The organism is uncultured Sphingomonas sp. (genome assembly GCF_964250165.1).
Lineage (GTDB): Bacteria > Pseudomonadota > Alphaproteobacteria > Sphingomonadales > Sphingomonadaceae > Sphingomonas.
Genome location: NZ_CAXUEK010000012.1, coordinates 20,397 through 36,454, shown reverse-complemented (window position 1 = coordinate 36,454; position 16,058 = coordinate 20,397). Strand labels below are relative to the sequence as shown.

The window sequence follows — 16,058 nt, the reverse complement described above, 5'->3', positions numbered from 1 at the left end:
GCGGTGGTGGAGGGGGCTTACGACCAACGACGTTCAGCGCGAGCCCCTCCGTCACGCGGCTGAGCCGCGCGCCACCTCCCCCGCTATCGCGGGGGGAGGAGCGAGTTCAGGCCAGCGCCGCGCCCATGGCCCGCACCGACGCGACCTTCGCGTGCAGCGGTCCCCAATCGTCGCGCTCGGCGATCGCGGACCAGATCGCCTCGACCTCGTCGATCAGCATCGCGCAGGGCTCGCCGGACCAATATGGGTCGATGCCGTCCTGCCGCGGCGCATAGCCGGCCAGCGCCGCGCGGAGCTCGGCCCAGGGCTCGCCGTCCGGCGCCCGGCCGCCGAACGCGTCGAAGAAGAATCGGTCCACCCCCAGGCCGCTCGCCCGCAGCCCGCGCTCCGCCGCGCGCGCGACGGCGCGGTCCGTAGCGGGATCGCGCGGGCGAACGCCCAGCCGCCACAGGATCGCCTCGGTCAGCGCCGTCTGGAAGCGCGGGCCGAAGCCATCGAGCGCCGCCACCAGCGGCTCGCTCTCGGCGATCAGCCGCAGCGCCGCCGCGAGCTGCGCCACGTCCCACCCGATCGCCTCGGGCTGGCGGCCGAAGGCGTACAGGCCCTGATGATCGAAATAGGCGGCCGTGAACCCCGGATCCCAGCTGGGCGCGAACCGCCACGGACCGTAATCGAAGCTCTCGCCCGTCACGTTGATGTTGTCCGAATTGAGCACGCCGTGGACGAAACCCGCGGCCATGTAGCGCGCCGCCAGCGTCGCCGCGCGGCCGACCACCAGATCGAGCAGGCGCACCGGGTCCTCGCCCGGCTCGCCATACAGCTCGCGCAGTACATAGCCGGTGAGCCGCCGCATCGCCGCCTCGTCGCGCAGCCAGGCGAGGCGCTGGAAGGTGCCGATGCGGATATGGCCGTGGGAGAGGCGCACCAGCACCGCGGAGCGCGTGGGGGAGGGCTCGTCGCCACGCTCCAAGGCCTCGCCGGTCTCGATGAGCGACAGCGTGCGGCTGGTCGGCACGCCCAGCGCCTCCAGCATCTCGGTCGCCAGGATTTCGCGGACGCCGCCCTTCAGCGTCAGCCGGCCGTCGCCGAAGCGGCTGTAGGGTGTCCGGCCGGAGCCCTTGGTGCCGAGGTCCATCAGCCGACCGCGACCGTCCCACGCTTGCGCGAAGGTGAAGCCGCGGCCGTCGCCGATGTCCGGGTTGTAGGCGCGGAACTGGTGCCCGTGATAGCGCAGCGCCAGCGGCTCCGGCAGCGTGTCCGGGAGCGGCTGGAACCGGCCGAGATGCGCGATCCACTCCGCGTCCGCAAGCCGCTCCAGCCCGATCTCGGCGGCGGCGCGGTCGTTGCGGAAGCGCAGCCGCGTCTCCGGGAAGTCGGCCGCGCGCACCGGGTCCCAGAAATCGGGTCCCAGTGTCAGCAGCGCGGCGGCGGGGCGGTATGCTTGCGGGTCGAGCGGCATACGGCGATATGGGGAGCGGGGGAGGAGGGACGCAACCATGGCCGCGTATGACGACCGCTGGTGGCAGGCGGCCGACGGCGTGCGGCTTCATGCCCGCGACTATCCCGGCGACGCGACGCGGCCGCCGCTGGTCTGCCTGCCCGGCCTCACGCGCAATGCCCGCGATTACGCCGCGCTCGCCGACCGGCTGGCGGGGCAATGGCGCGTGCTCGCGGTCGACCTTCGTGGACGTGGCGAGAGCGGCGCGGCGAAGGACCCGGCGAGCTATGTCCCCGCGACCTATGTCGCCGACCTGCAGGCCATGGCGGCGGCGCTGGAGCTGGGCCGGTGCGTCGTGGTCGGCACGTCGCTGGGCGGGATGGTCGCGATGCTGCTCGCCCAGGCGGAGCCCGGCCGGCTGGCGGGCGCGGTGCTGAACGATGTCGGGCCGGCGATCGAGGCGGCGGGGCTGCGACGGATCCGCGGCTATGTCGGACGGCCGTCGAGCTTTCCCACCTGGATGCACGCGGCGCGCGGCGTGCAGGAGGCGAACCGCGACGTCTATCCCGCGTGGGGCATCGAGGACTGGCTGGCGATGGCCAAGCGGCTCTATCGGCTCACCGCGTCGGGCAAGATCGTGCTGGATTACGACCTGAAGATCGCCGAGCCGTTCAGGACGGCGGACGCCGCGCCGCCGCCGGACCTCTGGCCGGCGCTCGACGCGCTCCGGGCGGTGCCGGTGCTGGTGGTGCGCGGCGAACGCTCGGACGTGCTCTCGGCCGCCACCGCGCGGCGCATGGCGGCTGCGCTGCCCGGGGCCGAGCTGGTGACCGTGCCGGGCGTGGGCCACGCACCCACCCTGGCGGAGCGCGCGGCGGCGGCGGCGCTCGATCGGCTGCTCGCGCGGGTGGCGCGGGATCCGGCATGACGGGCGCGGTGAGCCGTCCCGGCGCCGATGCCCGAGCGGCGGCGTTCTGCCCGTCATGACCATCCTTCACGACGCGCTGATCTTCACGCCGCACGACGTTGATCTCGCGCGCTCGCCGCTGGCGGGGCGGATCGACGCCAAGACCTATGTGTTGGGCGCGTTCAACCCCGGTCTGACACGGCTGCCCAACGGCAACCTGCTGCTGATGGTCCGCATCGCCGAGGCGCTCAGGACGCCGATCCGCGACGGACATGTCCACTCGATCCGCCGGACCGGAGAGGGATACACGCTGGATGCCTGGCCGCTGTCGCTGGTCGACACCGCCGACCCGCGCCAGATCGTGATGCGCGGCGCGGGCTTTCGGGTGCTGGCGCTGACCAGTCTTTCCTGGCTGCTGCCGGTCGAGCTGGATCCCGAGGGACGACGCGTGAGCCACATCCATTACGACCGGGCGATCGCCCCGACCGCGTCATACCAATGCTACGGCGTCGAGGACCCGCGGATCAGCAAGGTAGGCGAGCGCTGGCTGATGACCACCTGCGCGGTCAGCCCCGAGCGGCAGTGCACGGCGCTGTATACCAGCGACGATGCGCTGGACTGGCGGCTGGAGGGGATCGTCCTCGATCATCAGAACAAGGACATGCTGATCTTCGCGGGCCTGATCGGCGGCGACTATTGGGCGCAGACGCGGCCGCTGGGCGACCTCTATTTCGCCTATCCGCCCGACAGCGAATGGCGCGCCGGGCCGTCGATCAACCTCGCTAGCTCGCCCGACGCGCTGCACTGGAAACCCCATGACGCGCCGGGCCTGCGCCCGCACGCCGCCACCGTCGCGACCGCGCGGATGGGCGGCGGCGCGCCGCCGGTGCTGACCGAGCGCGGCTGGCTCAGCCTGTGGCATGGCGTGGAGCCGTCGGGGATGGTGGGCGTCTATCGCACCTATCGGACGCTGCTCGACCGCGACGACCCCAGCGTGACGGTCGCCACCGATCACGCGGCGCTGCTGGAGCCGGCACCGGCGCTGACCGAACCGCTCAGCGACCTGCTCTACCTGCGCGACGTGGTATTCACGACCGGGCTGGTCGACGGCGGCGACCGCTGGATCGTCGCGAGCGGCGAGGCGGACCTCGCCTGCCGGATCACGCATCTGCGCAAGGACGACCTGCGGTGAATCGCGTTCCGGCGACGCCGGCCAGCGTCTAGCCCAGGAAGTTGCTGAGGATGTCCGGGTGAAAGCCCCAGCCGGCAAAGCCGCACACGCCCATGAACACGCCCATCGCGCCGAATGCCCAGGCGAGCCCCAGCACGCCGGTGCTCTCGATCAGCGCCGCGACCGCAGCGACGGAGATGGCGGTGGAGATCAGCGCCTCGCTGGCGTCGAACTGGTCGTCATGGACGTTGAGCGCGTCATACTGATCCGAGAAGCCGCGCGCCTGCCTGGCGAGCGCGGGGGCTTCGGCCGCGTATTTGGCGGCGTCGGCGTGGAAGCCGGCAAGCGTCGCCGTGAGGGTGGGCGAGGGCCGGTCGCCGGCCGTCGCGGCCAGCTGCGCGGCGGCGGTCGCGACGATATGGCCCTTGGTCTTGTCGGCCTGATACTCGCCCCAGCGATCGACCGCGTCGGACTGGGCCTGCTGCATCGCCTGGACGATGTTGCCGTCCTTGATGCCGCATACGCCGGTAAAGACCGAGAGCAGCACCACGGTGATCGCGACCAGGCGATTGAGGCGCTTGTCCTTGGCCTCGGCGGAGACGTCGATGTCCATGGCGCGGGAGATTGGGGCAGCCCGCCGCACGCGCCAGTGAATTGTGCGTCATCCGGGCGGCGGGCTAAGGGGTCGCGCCATGGCCGCGCCCCTCCGCCTCCTGCATCTCCATTCGTCCTTCGATCTGGGCGGCAAGGAGGCGCGCGCGATCCGGCTGATGCAAGCCTGGGGCGATCGCGCGCGGCACGTGATCGTTTCGGGCGCGCCCGACGCGCTCGGCGCGCGCCCGGCGATCCCGGCGGACGTGGCGTACGAGATCGCGCAGGATCCGCCACCGCTGACCGGAACACCGTCGGTCGCCCGGTTCGAGACGATCGCGCGCTTCATGCGCCGCTTCGACCTGGTGCTGACCTATAATTGGGGCGCGATCGACGGGGTGATGGCGCGGCGCGCCTTTCCCAAGGGCATGCCGCCGGTCGTGCATCACGAGGACGGCTTCAACGCCGACGAGGCGGCCGGGCTGAAGGTCCAGCGCAACGTCTATCGCCGCATCGCGCTGCCCGCCGCTGCCGCCCTGGTGGTGCCGTCGCAGGCGCTGGAGGGCATCGCGCTCAAGACCTGGCGGCAGCCCCGCGCGCGCATCCATCGCATCGCCAACGGCATCCCGACTGCGCTCTACGCTGAGCCGCCGCGGCCGGACGCGATCCCCGGCCTCCGGCGGCGGGACGGCGAGGTGGTGATCGGCGCGCTCGCCGGGCTGCGCCCGGTCAAGGACCTGCCGGCGCTGGTGCGGGCGGCGGGCGGGCTGGCGGGCCGGGTGCGCCTCGTGATCGTCGGTGAAGGACCCGAGCGCGAGGCGATCGAGGCGGCGGCGTTCGCCATGGGGCTGGCCGACCGGCTCGTCATGCCCGGCTTCCTGCCGGAGCCGCACCGCTATGTCGGCCTGTTCGATGTGCTGGCCGTGTCGTCCCTGTCGGAGCAGTTCCCGATCTCGGTCGTCGAGGCGATGGCGGCGGGGGTGCCGATCGCCGGCTTCGACGTGGGCGACCTCCGCGCGATGATCGCGCCGGAGAACCGGCCCTATGTCGCGCCCATCCGCAACGAGGTGTTCCTGCGCGACGCGCTGCAGCCGCTGGTCGGCCACGAGGCGGGCCGACGCTGGATCGGCCGGCTCAACCAGCGCAAGGCGCAGGCCGACTATGACGAGGCGGCGATGATCTCCCGCTACCGCGATCTCTACGAGACGGCGCTGGGCCGGCCGGGCGCCCTGGCGATCTGATGTGGATTTACCGTTTACCGCAACTTTCGGCTATACGTGAACGTAAAGTCATCTCTCGGGAGCATCGACGCGCGTGTTCAAAGGCCTGAACCCCATCACCTATAACGGCCGCGAGGTCTGGCCGCTGGTCGAGGGCGGCAAGGGTGTCGCCGCGACCAATCACGCCTCGGCCGGTGCCTGGGCGGCGGCGGGCGGCATCGGCACCGTCTCCGCGGTGAACGCCGACAGCTATGATCCCGAAGGCAAGATCGTTCCCCAGATCTACCGCGCCCTGACCCGGCGCGAGCGGCACGAGGAGCTCATCCAATATGCCATCGACGGCGCCGTGCAGCAGGTGCAGCGGGCCTGGGACATCGCCAGCGGCCGCGGCGCGATCAACATCAACGTGCTGTGGGAGATGGGCGGCGCGCAGCGGGTGCTGCACGGGGTGCTGGAGCGCACCCGCGGGCTGGTCTCCGGCGTCACCTGCGGCGCGGGCATGCCCTACAAGCTGAGCGAGATCGCCGCCTCCTACAATGTGAATTACCTGCCGATCATCAGCTCGGCACGCGCTTTTTCCGCGTTGTGGAAGCGCGCCTATTCCAAGGCGGCGGACTGGCTGGCGGCGGTCGTCTATGAGGACCCCTGGCTGGCGGGCGGCCATAACGGGCTCTCGAACGCCGAGGACCCGCTCCAGCCCCAGGACCCGTATCCGCGCGTCAAGGCGCTGCGCGAAGCGATGCGTGCCGGCGGGATTCCCGATCAGACGCCGATCGTGATGGCGGGCGGCGTCTGGTATCTGCGCGATTGGAACGATTGGGTCGACAATCCCGAACTGGGCCAGATCGCGTTCCAGTATGGCACCCGGCCGCTGCTGACGAAGGAGAGCCCGATCCCGCAGGACTGGAAGGATCACCTGACCCGGATCGAGGAAGGCGAGGTGCTGCTGCACCGCTTCTCGCCGACCGGCTTCTATTCGTCCGCCGTCCGCAACCCGTTCCTGCGCGCGCTGGAGGCGCGGTCGGAGCGGCAGATCGCCTTTTCGACGCAGGAAGCGGGCGATCACGTCTTCCAGCTCGACGTCGGCGTCAAGGGCAAGAACTTCTGGGTGACGCGCAACGATCTGCTCCGCGCCCGGCAGTGGTTCGGCGAGGGGCATACCGACGCGCTCAAGACACCGGACAACACGCTGGTGTTCGTCGCCCCGCAGGAAAAGGCGGAGATCCGCAAGGATCAGGCGGACTGCATGGGTTGCCTGTCGCAATGCCTGTTCTCGTCCTGGGCGGACACCGACACCAACTCGACCGGCCGGCTGGCGGACCCGCGCTCCTTCTGCATCCAGAAGACGCTGCAGGACATCGCGCATGGCGGCGACATCGAACAGAACCTGATGTTCGCGGGCCATTCGGCCTACAATTTCAAACGCGACCCGTTCTACTCGAACGGCTTCGTGCCGACGGTGAAGCAGCTGGTGGACCGCATCCTGACGGGGGATTGAGGCTCAGTAGCCGGCTTCGCGTTGATGCCGGAAGGCAAGGATCGTGACCGCGTCAGCGGCTTCTTCTTGGCGGTAGAGCGCGAGGTAGCCGGAATCGCCGAACGGGATGACCAACTCGCGCTTGGTCGGTTCTGCTCGATAGGGGCGGCCAATGGCCGGCGTCTGGATGAGAACGGCGAGCCGTTGCTCGATCGCCGCGGCGGCGCGCTCCTGCGCGGCCGGATTGCGCTCGCGCAGAAAGCGGGCGCAGCGCGCGATCCCGTTCAGCGCTGCCGGCGTGATGATCAGGTGTGGCAAGCGGGCGGCGCGGTCGGGTTCTCGTCTCCCCAGGTCCGAAGCCAGGCGAACAGTTCCTCGCCGGTGACGTGCAGCCCGGTTTCCTGATAATGCTGCCAGGACTCTTCGGCTTCCTGCCGGAAACGCTCACGCGCTTCTTCCTGATCGACATAGCGCTCGATGGCCTCGCGCATCAGATAATGAGGCGAGCGGTCGCGCACGTGGGCGAGTTGCTGGATCCGCGCCTTCAGTTGGTCGTCGAGTTTGACAGAGGTGGCCATGTTCACGCCTCCGGGGTATTACCAGGTGATATAGGACGGCTGGGACGACCCGTCGAGAGGATCACGCCCACCCCTCCAGCACCTGGTCCGGTGGGCGGTGGCCGTCCGCCCACATGCGGATGTTCTGAATCACCTTCTCGCCCGAGGCGAGGCGGCCTTCGTACGTCGCGCTGCCCATGTGCGGGGTCATCACCACGTTGGGCAGCGCGAGCAGGCGCGGGTCGATGGCGGGCTCGTGCCGCCACACGTCGAGGCCCGCGCCGGCGAGGCGACCGCCTTCCAGCGCTTCGACCAGCGCATCCTCGTCCAGGATGCCGCCGCGGCTGGTGTTGATGAGATAGACATGCGGGCGGAGCAGCGCGAGGCGGCGGCGGTCGAGCAGGTTCTCGCTGTCGGCGTTGCGCGGGGTGTGCAGCGACAGGATGTCGATCGCGCCCAGCATCTCGTCGAGGTTAGGGTGCCATTGCGCGCCGTGCTCCGCCTCGACGACCTTGGGCAGGCGATGGCGGTTGTGGTAATGGATCGACAGGCCGAAGGCGCGGGCGCGGCGCGCCACCGCCTGGCCGATCCGGCCCATGCCGACGATGCCGAGCGCCTTGCCGCCGATGCGGTGGCCGAGCATCCCGCCCGGGCTCCAGCCGCGCCATTCGCCCGAGCGGACCAGCTTCTCGCCCTCGGCCAGTCGGCGCGGGACCGAGACGATCAGCGCCATCGCCATGTCGGCGGTGTCCTCGGTCAGCACGCCGGGCGTGTTGGTGACGATGACGCCGCGGGCGCGGGCGGCCTTGAGATCGATATGGTTCACGCCCGCACCGAAATTGGCGATCAGCTTCAGCCGCGGGCCGGCGGCGGCGAGCAGCTCGGCGTCGATGGCGTCGGTGACGGTGGGGACGAGCACGTCGCACGACTGGATCGCCGCGGTCAGCTGCGCGCGGTCCATGGCGTGGTCGTCGCGATTGAGCGTCGCCTCGAACAGCGCCGCCATCCGGTCCATCACCGCATCGGGCAGCTCGCGCGTGACGACGACGGTCGGGTTGGGGCAGCGGCGCGCGTCGGTCATGCCGCCGGCTTGGCGGGGTGGGCCGCGGGCGTCAACGGCGCGTGCAGGACAGCCTTGTTGAAGGGGCGGCCCGACGCGGGCTAGGGTCCCCGTTCATGGAGAAGGAACCGCCGATGCGCCGCGCCGTCGCGCCGATCGTAGCGCTCATGCTGGCCGCGCTTGCCGGGGCCGCCGCTGCCGAGGACGCCCGCAAGCCGCCCTATTGGGCGTCGATCTCGGCCGGACAGGCGCGCGCGCGCACCGGGCCGGCGCGCACCTATCCCGCGAGCTGGCTCTACCAGCGCGCCGGCCTGCCGGTGAAGGTGGTCGCCGCCTTCAAGGAATGGCGCAAGGTCGAGGACCCGGACGGCGACGGCGGCTGGATACAGGCGAACCTGCTGAGCGCGACGCGTACCGCCATGATCCACGGCGCGGACCCGGCGACGCTGCGCGCGCTGCCATCCGCAGACGGGGCGGTGCGCTGGCGCGCGGCGCCGGGCGTGGTGGGGCGGGTGAGCCAGTGCGGCAACGGCTGGTGCGCCTTCGACGTGAAGGGGCGCGCGGGGTTCGTCGAGACGAGCGCGCTGTGGGGCGTGGAGGCGGGGGAGACGCTGCCATAAGCATTTGTCTTCGGCCTCGAAAGCAGACAGCAACGGGGAGCCAAGCGCAGTACCACCCCAAAACTCTTCAACGGCGCGAGCGGGGCCTTGCCGTTGTTGCCATCGATCAGCGTAGCGCCCGAAAAATCATCGGCTGTCGCCGCTCGACAGCAGGTTTTCGCTTTCCTGGCGGCTCACGCCGCGCGCCTCGTCGAGGTCGAGCTTGCCTCGCTTCTGGGCGGGTTGGTCGCCGTCCGGTTCGCCGGTGGGGATCGTCTCGGGGTCGCTGTCGATTGCCATCGTCATATCTCCTGCCACATGAATCTCTCACAGGACGGCGCCGCAAGATAGGACCACGGCGTCATCCCAGGTGCAGCTCTCGCAACAGCGCGCGGAAGCGCGGCTCCTTCGCGAGCGGCTCCAGCATCGGATCGGTGGCGAGGTAGAGCAGGCCCGAGTCGCCGATCGCGCGGGCGCGCTCCAGCGCCGCGAGCGCGGGGCCGGACTCGCCCCATTGCGCCAGCACCTCGGCCTGCTGATAAAGCGCGCTGTCGCCCGCGGTCGCGACCAGATCAGCCATCGCGCGCCGCGCGGCCGCCAGGCTGCCCAGGCGATGGTCGGCGATGGCGAGGCCGGTGAGGCGGAAGTTGGCGTGCGGCTCGGCGGCGAAGGCGGCCCGCGCCGCCGCTACCTGACCCTGCTGATAGCGGCAGCTGCCGATCAGCGCCCGCGCATTGGAGATGGCCGGGTTGAGCGCGACCGCCTGGCGGAGCTGCCCCAGCGCCGTCCCGTAACGCCTCAGCCCGTAGCTGATCGACCCCGCCGCGCGGTGCGTTCGCGGATTGAGCGGGTCGAGCGCCAGCGCGCGGGTGATCGCCGCCACCGCGTCGCCGCCGCGCCCCGCGCGCACCGCGTAGAGCGCGAACAGCAGCAGGATGTCGGCGTCGCCATGGCCGAGCGCGCGCGCCTGGTCATAAGCGGCGCGCGCGCCGGGGACATCGAGGTGACCGACGAACTGCGCATAGCCGAGCGCGGCCTGCGCCTCGGCGAGATCGGGGGCGAGCGCGACGGCGCGTCGCGCGGCGTCGAGCGCGGCGTCGAACAGCGGCCGCAGGTGGCCGGCCGTGGCATATTCGGCCGCGATCGCCGCCAGCGAGCGCGAGCGCGCCGCATGGGCCAGCGCGAATCCGGTGTCGGCCGCGATCGCCATCTCGAACTGCTCGAGTGCGGCGCGATCGCTTGCCTCGTCCTTGGCGGCGTTGAACTGCGCGCGGCCGCGCAGATAGGCTTCATAGGCGGGGACGACCGCGGTGCCGCCGGGTGCCGGGCGGGTGGTGGCGACGCGGATGGCGAGCGCCTGCGCGACCAGCCCGGCGATCTCGGTCTGCACGGCGAAGATGTCGGTGAGCCGCCGGTCGAAGCTCTGCGACCAGCGGGTAAAGCCCGAGCGGTCGACGAGGTCGGCCGAGATGCGCACCATGTCGCCGTCGCGGCGCACCGTGCCGGCGAGCACATAGGCGACCGCGAGCCGGCGCGCGACGGTGGCCGCGTCCTCGCCCGCGGCGGCGGTGGAGACGCCGGCCATGACGCGCAGCGCCGGGTTGCGCGCCAGCGTGGCGCGGAACTCCTCGGTCAGCCCCTCGGTGAACCAGGCCTGGGCAGGGTCGCTGCCCAGCGCCTTGAACGGCAGGATGGCGAGGCTGTCGTCCGCCGCGGCGAACCAGCCGCCGCGCCACCCGATCGCGACGGTCCCGCCCACCGCGCTGGCGACCGCGCCCGCGGCGATCGCGAGCGCGCGGCGGCGCGGCACGCCGCTTGCGACGGGCGAGGGCAGGGCGGGCATGGGACGCCCGCAGGCCACGACGATCGCGCGGAGGATGGCGGCGACCTGCGGCGCGGCCGGATCGCCGCGCCACGCCGAGAGGTCGATCGCCTGATATTGACGGAAGCCGAGCGGCGGCTTGCTGGCGTCGAGCAGCAGCGGCACCAGGCGGCGGCGATCGCGGCCCTGCGCGGCCTCGTCACGCACCCAGTCCGATGCGATCGAGGCCTCGGACCACAGCACCAGCACGGCGTCGGCGGTGTCGAGCGCGTCGGCGATCGACGCGGCGAAGGCGGTGCCGCCCTCGATCAGCGCGTCCCACCAGACGGTGAGGCCGGCCGCCCGCAACGCAGCCGCGAGTTGCGTCGCCCGCGCCTGATCGGCGCGCGCGTAGCTCAGGAAAACAGTGGCGGCGCGTGCCGCGCCGCCCGTGTCCGACTCGTCGGCCATGGCGGGTGCCCCCGGATCGGGACATATGCCCATCGGGTACGGGCCGCCAGCCGGCGCTTGCAGCCGTCCGTCATCCCGGCTCAAGCCCGGGGTGACGAGACGGTGGTCTGCCTCTAGATCAGCTCGACGGCCAGCGCGGTGGCCTCGCCGCCGCCGATGCAGAGCGAGGCGACGCCGCGCTTGGCGCCCCTGTTCTGGAGCGCCGCGATCAGGGTGGTGATGATCCGCGCGCCCGACGCGCCGATCGGGTGGCCGAGCGCGGTAGCGCCGCCGTTCACGTTCACCTTGTCGTGGCTCACGCCCAGATCATGCATCCACGCCATCGGCACGCAGGCAAAGGCTTCGTTGATCTCGAACAGGTCGACGTCGTCGACCGTCCAGCCGGCCTTGTCGAGCAGCTTGCGGACCGCCCCGACCGGAGCGGTGGTGAACTTCGCGGGATCCTGCGCATGGGCGGCGTGCGCGACGATCCGCGCGACGGGGGTCAGGCCCTTCGCCGCCGCGGTGGACTCGCGGGTGAGGATCAGCGCCGCCGCGCCGTCGGAGATGGACGAGCTGGTCGCGGCGGTGATCGTGCCTTCCTTGGCGAAGGCGGCCTTGAGCATGCGGATCTTGTCGGGATCGCCGCGCGCGGGCTGCTCGTCGGTGTCGACCACCGTGTCGCCCTTGCGGCCCTTGACCGTCACGCCGACGATCTCGCGCTCGAACGCGCCCGACTTCTGCGCCGCAAGCGCGCGCGAAAGCGACTCGATCGAGTAATCGTCCTGGCCCTCGCGGGTGAACTGATAGTCGCGCGCGGTGTCCTCGGCGAAGGTGCCCATCGCGCGGCCGGCGTCATAGGCGTCCTCCAGCCCGTCGAGCATCATGTGGTCGTACACGGTGTCGTGGCCGATGCGCGCGCCGGCGCGGTGCTTCTTCATCAGATAGGGGGCGTTCGACATCGACTCCATGCCGCCCGCGACGACCAGATCGGCCGAGCCGGCCGCGATCATGTCATGCGCGAAGATCGCCGCCTGCATGCCCGAGCCGCAGACCTTGTTGACGGTGGTCGCCTCGACCGAGGTCGGCAGGCCGGCGCCGATCGCCGCCTGGCGTGCGGGCGCCTGGCCGAGGCCGGCGGGGAGGACGCAGCCCATGAAGATCTTGTCGACCTGGTCGGGCTGCACGCCCGCGCGCTCGACCGCGGCCCTGACCGCGGTCGCGCCGAGCTCGGTCGCCGACGCGCCGGCGAGCGCCCCCTGGAACGACCCCATCGGCGTGCGCGCGTAGGAGAGGATGACGACGGGATCGCTGGCCATGGGAAAAACTCCTGCCGATAACGGATGTTGCGCCGCATCTAGGACCGCGCCCGAGCGAACACAATTGGCGTGGCCGCCCGGGCGGGGTAGGGCCGTGCCGATGCAGGATTTCGAGCCTTATATCCGCTGGTTCGCGGCGATCAGCGGGATGATCGCGGCGGCGTTGGTGTCGCTGGACTGGGGACGGCGGGACACCGGCTGGGCGATGGTGCTGTTCTGCCTGTCGGCGGTCGCCTGGATCACCGGCGCCGCGCTGATGCGCGACTGGGCGCTCGGTACCCAGAACGTCGTGCTGCTCGGCATCGATGCGCTCGGCGTCTACCGCTATCTGATCCGCGATCCGGATGCCGACGAGCGCGGCTGACTGGGCTGCCGGGCTGGGCGTGCTCGGGGTAATCCTGGGGAGCTTCATCGCGACGCTGGTGGTGCGCTGGCCGGAAGGGCGCTCGGTCGTCCGCGGGCGCTCGATGTGCGACGGCTGCGGGCGGACGCTGCGCGTGGCGGAGCTGGTGCCGCTGATGAGCCTGGCGGCGCAGCGGGGCCGCTGCCGGGGGTGCGGCGCGATGGTGCCGGCGGTGCATTGGCAGGTCGAGCTGCTGGCGGCGGCGGTCGGCGCCGGCGCGGGCTGGGTCGCGCCGGGCGCGCAGGGCGTCGCGGGCGCGATGTTCGGGTGGCTGCTGCTGGCGCTGGCGGCGCTCGACCTCCAAGCCTGGTGGCTCCCCGACCGGCTGACGGGGGCACTGGCGGCAGGGGGTATCGGGACCGGTGTCGCGGGGCTCGCGCCGGCGTTGCCCGACCGGCTGATCGGCGGCGCGCTCGGCTTCGCGCTGTTGTGGCTGGTCGCGCGCGGCTATCGTCGGGTTCGGGGGCGTGAGGGGATGGGCGGCGGCGATCCCAAGCTGTTCGGCGCGATCGGGCTGTGGCTCGGCTGGGCGATGCTCCCGGCGGTGCTGCTGGTCGCCGCGCTGGCAGGGCTGGGCGTCGTCGCCTGGCTCCGGCTGACCGGGCGTGACGTGCGGCGGACGGACGCACTGCCGCTCGGCGCATTGCTGGCCGTGGCGGCTTACCCGGCGTGGCTCGTCATGATAGCGTATCGGTCGTGATTTCGCTGCTCGTTCTCCAGGCCATGCTCGGGCCGATCGGGCAACAGCCGCTGCCCCCGACGGGCTGCGCGGCCTATCTGTGGAGCGTCGGCGACCGCCAGCTGGTGGCGATGGCCGCGCCCGAGCGGCTGCGCATCCAGCTCGACGGCAAGCCGCTCGACCTGGCGCGGACGACGGCGGAGGGGTCCGCCGGGCTCGGGCTGGCGACGACCACGCATTACCGGACGGGCGATGTCGCGGCGACGCTGGAGCTGACCGTCAGCGATCGCGGCGATGTCGCGAAGGGCGCCTGGGTGCCCGACGCGACGCTGACCGTCGCGCCGGCGGGCCGGGACGAGATCGTGACGCCGCTCGGGGGCATGGTGGGGTGCGCATGAGCGAGATGGACCAGGTGCTGGCGGCGCAGCGGGCGGCGTTCATGGCCGAGCTGCCGGTATCGCTCGACACGCGCCGCGATCGGCTGAAACGCGCCGCCGCGATGGTGCGCGACAATGCCGCCCGCTTCTGCGACGCGCTGTCCGAGGATTTCGGCCATCGCAGCCGCGAGCAGTCGATGCTGACCGACATCGCCGGCTCGATCGGGCCGATCGACCATGCGCTCAAGCACCTGGCGCGCTGGGCGAAGCCGGAGAAGCGCGCCGTCCAGTTCCCGCTCGGGCTGCTCGGCGCGCGCGCCCGGGTCGAGTTTCAGCCCAAGGGCGTCGTCGGCGTGATCGCGCCGTGGAACTTCCCGGTGAACCTGGTGATGGGGCCGGTCGCGGGCGCGTTCGCGGCGGGCAATCGGGTGATGGTGAAGACGAGCGAGTTCACCCCCGTCACCGCCGCGCTGTTCGAGGAGGTCGCGCCGCACTGGTTCGCCGCCGAGGAGCTGGCCTTCTTCTCGGGCGGGCCCGAGGTGGGGCAGGCGTTCGCCGGGCTGGCGTTCGACCATCTGCTGTTCACCGGTGCGACGGGGATCGGGCGCCACATCCTCCATGCCGCCGCCGACCATCTGACGCCGGTGACGCTGGAGCTGGGCGGCAAGTCGCCGGCGATCATCGGCGCGGGCGCGGACCTGCCGCGCGCGACCGAGCGGATCGCGCTCGGCAAGATGCTCAATGCGGGGCAGATCTGCCTTGCGCCCGACTATGTGCTCACGCCCGCCGCGCGCGAGGCGGAGGTCGTGGACGGGCTGAAGCGCGCGGCCGCGGCGATGTATCCGAACCTGCTCGCCAACCCGGACTATACGTCGGTGGTCAACGATCGCCACCACCAGCGCCTCCATGCCTGGCTCGACGATGCCCGCGCGAAGGGCGCGACGGTGGAGGTGGTCAACCCGGCCGGCGAGGATTTCGCCGCCTCCAACAGCCGCAAGATGCCGCTCCACATCGTCCGCGACGTCACCGACGACATGGTGCTGATGCAGGAGGAGATCTTCGGACCGGTGCTCCCGATCGTCCGCTACGGCGGCGCGGATGGCGCGATCGCCGAGGTGAACCGCCGGCCGCGCCCGCTCGGCCTCTATTATTTCGGGCCCGACGCGGGCGAGCGGCGCCGCGTGCTCGATCGGACGATCTCGGGCGGGGTGACGCTGGACGACGTGGTGTTCCACGTCTCGATGGAGGACCTGCCGTTCGGCGGCGTCGGCCCGTCGGGCATGGGCGCGTATCACGGCCGCGATGGCTTCCGCACGTTCAGCCACGCGCGCGCGGTCTACCAGCAGTCGCGCCTCGACGTCGCGAAGCTGGCGGGGATGAAGCCGCCCTACGGCGCTACCTTACGGAAAACCATTGCAAAACAGATCGGTGTGAGGGATCAGGGCGCCTGAACGAGCTTAACGGCTCTTTAGGGGGTAGTCCGCAAACGGCGCACCCGGGTAAAGGGTTTCGCGTGAGCGGGTTTGGCGGGCGTCATTATTGGCTGACGGCGGCCTTGCTGGCCGCCTCGCCGGCGCTCGCCCAACTCTCCAAGCCCGGCACCGCGCCCGCGCGTGGGCCGGATGCCCCCAGGCCACAACCAACGGACGGTGCGACGCCGACGCCGGTGCCGGGCGCTCCCGCCGCCGCCGCGCCGGGCGAGGGGCCGATCGTGCCCGACGCCGAGTTCAACGCGGCGCTGCCACCGCTGTCGGGCGACATCAACGCACCGCTCGAGCCGATGCCCAGCGCGGCGCAGATGACGCCGAGGACGACGCCTTCGCCCACGCCGACTCCCCAGTCCGCCACCACCCAGCCGACCGCCGCCGGCCAGGCGCTCGCGCCGACCGGGCCGGCGGACCCGCAGCTCGCGCAGCCGCTGACGCCGCTCGCCGGCTTCGACACCACCCCGCTCGCCACCGCCGCCTTGCTCGACATGTCGGCCTCGAGCACGATGACCTCCGGCGAAC

Annotated in this window: 18 protein-coding genes; 9 read left to right on the top strand and 9 right to left on the bottom strand. The window is 71.7% G+C overall.

Annotated elements, in window-relative coordinates; genetic code table 11:
* Positions 1–106 precede the first annotated feature (106 nt).
* Entirely contained in the window at positions 107–1,459 is a 1,353-nt protein-coding gene (locus ACFE64_RS04300; RefSeq protein WP_375391222.1) for a protein adenylyltransferase SelO family protein, read from the bottom strand.
* Between the two features lie 37 nt (positions 1,460–1,496).
* On the opposite strand from ACFE64_RS04300, the gene ACFE64_RS04295 reads away from it, so the two are divergent.
* Together ACFE64_RS04295 and ACFE64_RS04290 are read left to right on the top strand one after the other, a co-directional pair.
* A complete protein-coding gene (locus ACFE64_RS04295; RefSeq protein WP_375391221.1) occupies positions 1,497–2,366 on the top strand; it encodes an alpha/beta fold hydrolase in 870 nt (289 codons plus the stop codon).
* 55 nt (positions 2,367–2,421) lie between these two features.
* Positions 2,422–3,537, top strand: coding sequence for a glycosidase (locus ACFE64_RS04290; protein WP_375391220.1), 1,116 nt, complete (start codon positions 2,422–2,424; stop codon positions 3,535–3,537).
* Positions 3,538–3,565: 28 nt separating this feature from the next.
* On the opposite strand, the gene ACFE64_RS04285 is transcribed toward ACFE64_RS04290, so the two are convergent.
* Positions 3,566–4,129, bottom strand: a complete 564-nt coding sequence (locus ACFE64_RS04285) for a DUF4337 domain-containing protein (RefSeq protein ID WP_375391219.1) — start codon at positions 4,127–4,129, stop codon at positions 3,566–3,568.
* A gap of 79 nt (positions 4,130–4,208) precedes the next feature.
* Here ACFE64_RS04285 and ACFE64_RS04280 point away from each other — a divergent pair, with 79 nt between their 5' ends.
* Together ACFE64_RS04280 and ACFE64_RS04275 are read left to right on the top strand one after the other, a co-directional pair.
* Complete coding sequence (locus ACFE64_RS04280) at positions 4,209–5,348, top strand: glycosyltransferase family 4 protein (RefSeq protein WP_375391218.1); 1,140 nt, start codon at positions 4,209–4,211, stop codon at positions 5,346–5,348.
* 73 nt (positions 5,349–5,421) lie between these two features.
* The gene (locus tag ACFE64_RS04275) at positions 5,422–6,825 is read left to right on the top strand and encodes an NAD(P)H-dependent flavin oxidoreductase (protein ID WP_375391217.1); all 1,404 of its coding nucleotides are present in this window, start codon (positions 5,422–5,424) and stop codon (positions 6,823–6,825) included.
* A gap of 3 nt (positions 6,826–6,828) precedes the next feature.
* On the opposite strand, the gene ACFE64_RS04270 is transcribed toward ACFE64_RS04275, so the two are convergent.
* The 3 genes from ACFE64_RS04270 to ACFE64_RS04260 form a co-directional block, all read right to left on the bottom strand.
* Positions 6,829–7,122 (bottom strand): type II toxin-antitoxin system RelE/ParE family toxin, encoded by a 294-nt coding sequence (locus ACFE64_RS04270; protein WP_375391216.1) that lies wholly within the window; start codon positions 7,120–7,122, stop codon positions 6,829–6,831.
* The gene (locus ACFE64_RS04265) at positions 7,110–7,382 is read right to left on the bottom strand and encodes a CopG family ribbon-helix-helix protein (RefSeq protein WP_375391215.1); all 273 of its coding nucleotides are present in this window, start codon (positions 7,380–7,382) and stop codon (positions 7,110–7,112) included. Before ACFE64_RS04265 ends, ACFE64_RS04270 begins: the two co-directional genes overlap by 13 nt.
* Before the next feature lie 61 nt (positions 7,383–7,443).
* Positions 7,444–8,442: a 2-hydroxyacid dehydrogenase gene (locus ACFE64_RS04260; protein ID WP_375391214.1), complete on the bottom strand. Its 999-nt coding sequence runs from the start codon at positions 8,440–8,442 to the stop codon at positions 7,444–7,446.
* Between the two features lie 113 nt (positions 8,443–8,555).
* Here ACFE64_RS04260 and ACFE64_RS04255 point away from each other — a divergent pair, with 113 nt between their 5' ends.
* Positions 8,556–9,041, top strand: coding sequence for an SH3 domain-containing protein (locus tag ACFE64_RS04255; RefSeq protein WP_375391213.1), 486 nt, complete (start codon positions 8,556–8,558; stop codon positions 9,039–9,041).
* 126 nt (positions 9,042–9,167) lie between these two features.
* On the opposite strand, the gene ACFE64_RS04250 is transcribed toward ACFE64_RS04255, so the two are convergent.
* The 3 genes from ACFE64_RS04250 to ACFE64_RS04240 form a co-directional block, all read right to left on the bottom strand.
* On the bottom strand, positions 9,168–9,320 hold the full coding sequence (locus ACFE64_RS04250) for a hypothetical protein (RefSeq protein ID WP_375391212.1): 153 nt from the start codon (positions 9,318–9,320) through the stop codon (positions 9,168–9,170).
* A gap of 61 nt (positions 9,321–9,381) precedes the next feature.
* A complete protein-coding gene (locus tag ACFE64_RS04245; protein ID WP_375391211.1) occupies positions 9,382–11,292 on the bottom strand; it encodes a TIR domain-containing protein in 1,911 nt (636 codons plus the stop codon).
* A 113-nt stretch (positions 11,293–11,405) separates the two neighbouring features.
* Positions 11,406–12,590, bottom strand: a complete 1,185-nt coding sequence (locus ACFE64_RS04240) for an acetyl-CoA C-acyltransferase (protein ID WP_375391210.1) — start codon at positions 12,588–12,590, stop codon at positions 11,406–11,408.
* A gap of 100 nt (positions 12,591–12,690) precedes the next feature.
* Here ACFE64_RS04240 and ACFE64_RS04235 point away from each other — a divergent pair, with 100 nt between their 5' ends.
* From ACFE64_RS04235 to ACFE64_RS04220, 4 genes are read left to right on the top strand one after another with little or no spacing between them, the layout of a single operon-like run.
* Positions 12,691–12,954, top strand: a complete 264-nt coding sequence (locus tag ACFE64_RS04235; protein WP_375391209.1) for a hypothetical protein — start codon at positions 12,691–12,693, stop codon at positions 12,952–12,954.
* Positions 12,935–13,693, top strand: a complete 759-nt coding sequence (locus tag ACFE64_RS04230) for a prepilin peptidase (protein ID WP_375391208.1) — start codon at positions 12,935–12,937, stop codon at positions 13,691–13,693. Before ACFE64_RS04235 ends, ACFE64_RS04230 begins: the two co-directional genes overlap by 20 nt.
* Positions 13,690–14,070 (top strand): hypothetical protein, encoded by a 381-nt coding sequence (locus ACFE64_RS04225; protein WP_375391207.1) that lies wholly within the window; start codon positions 13,690–13,692, stop codon positions 14,068–14,070. Before ACFE64_RS04230 ends, ACFE64_RS04225 begins: the two co-directional genes overlap by 4 nt.
* Before the next feature lie 5 nt (positions 14,071–14,075).
* Positions 14,076–15,500 (top strand): coniferyl aldehyde dehydrogenase, encoded by a 1,425-nt coding sequence (locus tag ACFE64_RS04220; RefSeq protein WP_375391240.1) that lies wholly within the window; start codon positions 14,076–14,078, stop codon positions 15,498–15,500.
* 85 nt (positions 15,501–15,585) lie between these two features.
* Here the strand turns inward: ACFE64_RS04220 and ACFE64_RS04215 are convergent, their stop codons facing one another.
* Positions 15,586–16,041, bottom strand: coding sequence for a hypothetical protein (locus tag ACFE64_RS04215; RefSeq protein WP_375391206.1), 456 nt, complete (start codon positions 16,039–16,041; stop codon positions 15,586–15,588).
* Positions 16,042–16,058: the final 17 nt, after the last annotated feature.

Bases quoted from the DNA above. Each gene is read 5' to 3' on its own strand.
- ACFE64_RS04300 (WP_375391222.1), bottom strand. From the start codon at position 1,459: ATGCCGCTCGACCCGCAAGCATACCGCCCCGCCGCCGCGCTGCTGACA.
- ACFE64_RS04295 (WP_375391221.1), top strand. From the start codon at position 1,497: ATGGCCGCGTATGACGACCGCTGGTGGCAGGCGGCCGACGGCGTGCGG.
- ACFE64_RS04290 (WP_375391220.1), top strand. From the start codon at position 2,422: ATGACCATCCTTCACGACGCGCTGATCTTCACGCCGCACGACGTTGAT.
- ACFE64_RS04285 (WP_375391219.1), bottom strand. From the start codon at position 4,129: ATGGACATCGACGTCTCCGCCGAGGCCAAGGACAAGCGCCTCAATCGC.
- ACFE64_RS04280 (WP_375391218.1), top strand. From the start codon at position 4,209: ATGGCCGCGCCCCTCCGCCTCCTGCATCTCCATTCGTCCTTCGATCTG.
- ACFE64_RS04265 (WP_375391215.1), bottom strand. From the start codon at position 7,382: ATGGCCACCTCTGTCAAACTCGACGACCAACTGAAGGCGCGGATCCAG.
- ACFE64_RS04260 (WP_375391214.1), bottom strand. From the start codon at position 8,442: ATGACCGACGCGCGCCGCTGCCCCAACCCGACCGTCGTCGTCACGCGC.
- ACFE64_RS04255 (WP_375391213.1), top strand. From the start codon at position 8,556: ATGCGCCGCGCCGTCGCGCCGATCGTAGCGCTCATGCTGGCCGCGCTT.
- ACFE64_RS04250 (WP_375391212.1), bottom strand. From the start codon at position 9,320: ATGGCAATCGACAGCGACCCCGAGACGATCCCCACCGGCGAACCGGAC.
- ACFE64_RS04245 (WP_375391211.1), bottom strand. From the start codon at position 11,292: ATGGCCGACGAGTCGGACACGGGCGGCGCGGCACGCGCCGCCACTGTT.
- ACFE64_RS04240 (WP_375391210.1), bottom strand. From the start codon at position 12,590: ATGGCCAGCGATCCCGTCGTCATCCTCTCCTACGCGCGCACGCCGATG.
- ACFE64_RS04235 (WP_375391209.1), top strand. From the start codon at position 12,691: ATGCAGGATTTCGAGCCTTATATCCGCTGGTTCGCGGCGATCAGCGGG.
- ACFE64_RS04230 (WP_375391208.1), top strand. From the start codon at position 12,935: ATGCCGACGAGCGCGGCTGACTGGGCTGCCGGGCTGGGCGTGCTCGGG.
- ACFE64_RS04220 (WP_375391240.1), top strand. From the start codon at position 14,076: ATGGACCAGGTGCTGGCGGCGCAGCGGGCGGCGTTCATGGCCGAGCTG.